Genomic DNA, 3792 nt, shown 5'->3' with positions numbered 1-3792 from the left:
CGATGATTATAAGAATCTAACTAAGGTCATAACTATAAATATAGTAGACTTTGAATATATAAAAATACCTGATAAATTTCATACAACATTTCATCTATGGGAAGATGGAGACAAAGACTACATGTTAACAGATGTAGTAGAAATTCACTTTATAGAAATGGCGAAATTCAGAAAATTAAAGAATAAGAATTTAAAAGAAGATAAGTTACAAAGGTGGCTATCTTTCTTAAGTGAAGATATAAGTGAGAAAGAATTAGGGGAGTTGATGGAGATGGACGGTGATATTAGAAAGGCTGAAGAGAAAATAGAATATCTAAGTAGTGATCCAAAGACATTAGAACTTTACAAATCAAGAGAAAGATCACTTCATGAGAGGGCTAACATGATTAGTTCGGCTAAAGATGAAGGAATAAATGAAAAAGCAATAGAAGATGCAAGAAATCTATTAAAACTAGGAGTTAGTATAGATATAATAATTAAAGCCATAGGTCTTTCTAAAGAAAAGATAATACAAATAAAGAAAGAGTTAGAAAGTTAGCAACAGAGCTTGTCCGCTTCACTACCAAACTCTGAAACGTGCCTGACCCTTGGGAATGATTGGATATTCGAAAGCAAGGCAAAGATGGGACAGCTGATGCGAATTAAGTGACGTGAAGTTGGGGAGAAAGATAAAGAAACTCGGGAAAAATGAAAAAAATTGGCGACAGCCAAGGGATGGAACTACTGAAATTTATAGAGATATAATTTTGGTAGTTTTTTTGTCGTTAAAGTAGCAAACATAAACTTCCAGTTTATGTAACGACTTCGGGAGTAGCAAGTGGGACCAGCAAAGCATGTCCCCACAAAAGGGTCAGACCCTTGGGAATGATTAGCAACAGAGCTTGTCCGCTTCACTTCCAAACGCTGTAAGGGGTCAGACCCTTGGGAATGATTGGAAAGCGAAAGCTAGGCATGCGAAGCTAGGCGAAGATGAGACATCTGATGCGGATTAATGGTGAAGAAGTTGGAGTGAAAAGTTAAGAAATCGGGGAAAAAACAAAAACAAAAAAATGGCGATAGCCATGGGATGGAACTACTGAAGTATAAGCAGTTTTTTTGTGATTCATTTAGCAACATTTTGGAAGCTTCAAGTCTGCCATCTTCTATAAGTGGCAGTTGTCTAGCCCAGTAAAATTGCTTTGGTGGCAGTCTAAATCTGCTTCCAAAGTTGTTAATTTTCAGCGACCCAGGAGATGATTTAATGGCCCTCCAAAAGTGTGCCTGATAAACCAACTGGTATCTAATGATTGCTTAAAATTCGATTATATATCAATATTATGATATAATATTGATATACTATTTGGGAGGTGTATTTTATGCCATCAATAAGACCAAGTTCAGATTTAAGAAACAAATATGTTGAAATATCACAATTCTGTCATAAGTATAATGAACCAGTATATATAACTAAGAATGGTCAAGGTGATTTAGCGGTTATGAGTATTGAAACCTATGAAAAACTTGTGGGTAAATTTGAATTGTATAAATTGCTTGACGAGGGTATTGACGCAATGCAGAAGAAAAAACTGAGACCTTTTAAAGAAGCATTGGCTGATATACAGAAAGGTTTATAAAATGAGTACTTATGATATTCAGATTACTGAACCCGCTGAAAAAGATCTATATGGAATTGGTGCATATATATCTAAAGAACTTTTGGAACCTGAAACCGCAAAAAAAGTAGTTTCAAAAATTGCTAAAGGAATTATTACTTTAGAAGACATGCCTTTTAGGAGTGCTCTAGTTGCTGATGATAGACTTGCTTATAAAGGTATAAGGAGAATTTTAGTAGATAATTATATTGTGTTTTATATTGTTACTGAGGAGAGCAAAACCGTTACTATTGTTAGAATATTATATAATAGGAGAGATTGGCTAAATTTATTATAGATAAGGCCACTAACAGGGGATTTTAAGACCCTGTTTTTTTGCCCGAAAATATTAGCAACCAACAAATAGATTTCGCTACGCTACATCCATAGTAACGACCTCGGGAGAAGAGCAAATATTTGCCAAATGAAAAAGGCGAAAAAGCGAAAAACGCGAAAGGTATTATTTTAGCCGGAGGTTCCGGAACAAGACTTTACCCAGTTACCAAAGCAGTATCAAAGCAAATACTTCCAATATATAATAAGCCAATGATATATTATCCATTATCAGTATTAATGCTTGCAGATATAAAGGAAATATTAATTATTTCAACACCTAGAGGTGAAATAGAAATAACAGCAGTAAATAACGAATACTTAAGGCGAGGCAAACTAAAGGTTGAACTATTTGCTCATGGTTTTTTAGTCCTTTCAGATGACGCCGTATTTAACGACATTTCGGAAGGAAAGTTTCCTACTTCTATAAGTAGCGGTTACATGCCTTAACAAATAGAAAACTTTAGTGGGATTTTGAATTTCCTTTTGAAGTCGTTAATACAGCACCGCAGGTGATGATTTAATTATAAATGCACAGACTACTATGCACCAGAATATGATAGTGGTGTATTATGGAATGACGAAGAGGTAGAAATATCATTTGAATATTAGGGGGCGTAAATTAATTATGAAAACTTATTTAGTAACAGGTGGGGCTGGGTTTATAGGAGCAAATTTTGTTCACTATATGTTAAATAAATATTCTGATATAAAAATTATAAATTTAGATAAATTAACTTATGCAGGAAATTTAGAGAATTTAAAAGATGTAAAGACTAATTATAATTACACTTTTGCTTGCGGAGATATATGTGATAAGGAATTAGTAGAAAAACTATTCGAAGGTAATGATATTGATTATGTTGTAAACTTTGCAGCAGAATCACATGTAGATAGAAGTATAAAAGAACCAGAAATATTTGTTAAAACTAATGTTTTAGGTACAGTAAATATTTTAAACGTAGCTAAAAATTCCTGGGAAATTAAAGGTGGGTTTAAAGAAGGAAAGAAGTTTATGCAAGTATCTACTGATGAAGTATATGGATCACTTGGAGATACTGGATTCTTCCTTGAAACTACACCAATTGATCCACATAGCCCATATTCTGCAAGTAAAACAGGTGCAGATCTAATGGTAAAAGCATATTATGATACCTATAAAATGCCTGTAAATATTACTAGGTGTTCAAATAATTATGGACCATACCAATTCCCAGAAAAATTAATACCACTACTAATAAACAACTGCTTAAATCATAAAAATCTACCAGTATACGGTGATGGAATGAACATAAGAGATTGGTTATACGTAGAAGATCATTGCAAAGCAATAAACATGGTTATTAACGGTGGGAGATTAGGTGAGGTATACAATGTTGGTGGACATAACGAGAGAACAAATATGCAAATAGTTAAAACTGTTATAAATTATATAAATGAAAATGTAGATAAGGAAGTAACAGAAAAACTAATAAGGTATGTTGAAGATAGATTAGGACATGACAAAAGATATGGAATAGACCCATCAAAGATAAAAGAAGAGCTAGGATGGTATCCTGAAACAACCTTTGAAGTAGGAATTAAGAAAACAATAAGATGGAATTTAGACAATAAAGAGTGGATGGATAATATCACGTCAGGTGAGTACCAAAATTATTATGATAATATGTACCAAAATAAATAACACAGATAAAACTCTTAGAAATTAAACTCTGAGAGTTTTTTGTACGTCCAGCATGTTAGCTGAGCCGATAGGCTGAAAGAAGCCTATGTCGCCTAACCAACGGGAAGACAACCTGAGAGCAAGGGATTTACTGGCAACGGTAGG

At 33.6% G+C, this 3792-nt stretch carries 4 protein-coding genes and 1 pseudogene; all 5 read left to right on the top strand.

Annotated elements, in window-relative coordinates; all coding sequences use genetic code 11:
• Nucleotides 1-538, top strand: a 538-nt coding sequence (locus KPL37_RS19160; RefSeq protein ID WP_216151670.1) for an Rpn family recombination-promoting nuclease/putative transposase, incomplete at its 5' end; no start/stop codon positions are given.
• A gap of 817 nt (nucleotides 539-1355) precedes the next feature.
• Complete coding sequence (locus tag KPL37_RS19155) at nucleotides 1356-1613, top strand: type II toxin-antitoxin system prevent-host-death family antitoxin (protein WP_216151669.1); 258 nt, start codon at nucleotides 1356-1358, stop codon at nucleotides 1611-1613.
• A gap of 1 nt (nucleotide 1614) precedes the next feature.
• On the top strand, nucleotides 1615-1929 hold the full coding sequence (locus tag KPL37_RS19150) for a type II toxin-antitoxin system RelE/ParE family toxin (protein WP_216151668.1): 315 nt from the start codon (nucleotides 1615-1617) through the stop codon (nucleotides 1927-1929).
• Between the two features lie 119 nt (nucleotides 1930-2048).
• Nucleotides 2049-2249: pseudogene (locus KPL37_RS20480) on the top strand (sugar phosphate nucleotidyltransferase); the annotation flags it as partial.
• 343 nt (nucleotides 2250-2592) lie between these two features.
• Nucleotides 2593-3648, top strand: a complete 1056-nt coding sequence (rfbB, locus tag KPL37_RS19135) for a dTDP-glucose 4,6-dehydratase (protein WP_216151667.1) — start codon at nucleotides 2593-2595, stop codon at nucleotides 3646-3648.
• Nucleotides 3649-3792: the final 144 nt, after the last annotated feature.

The organism is Clostridium frigoris (genome assembly GCF_018861865.1).
GTDB lineage: Bacteria > Bacillota > Clostridia > Clostridiales > Clostridiaceae > Clostridium_AD > Clostridium_AD frigoris.
Note: the sequence above shows the minus strand (reverse complement) of the source record. Positions and strands in the feature narration are given on the sequence as shown.

What these genes read in the sequence shown, in the direction of transcription:
- KPL37_RS19155 (WP_216151669.1), top strand. Translation starts at nt 1,356, where the DNA reads ATGCCATCAATAAGACCAAGTTCAGATTTAAGAAACAAATATGTTGAA.
- KPL37_RS19150 (WP_216151668.1), top strand. Translation starts at nt 1,615, where the DNA reads ATGAGTACTTATGATATTCAGATTACTGAACCCGCTGAAAAAGATCTA.
- rfbB (WP_216151667.1), top strand. Translation starts at nt 2,593, where the DNA reads ATGAAAACTTATTTAGTAACAGGTGGGGCTGGGTTTATAGGAGCAAAT.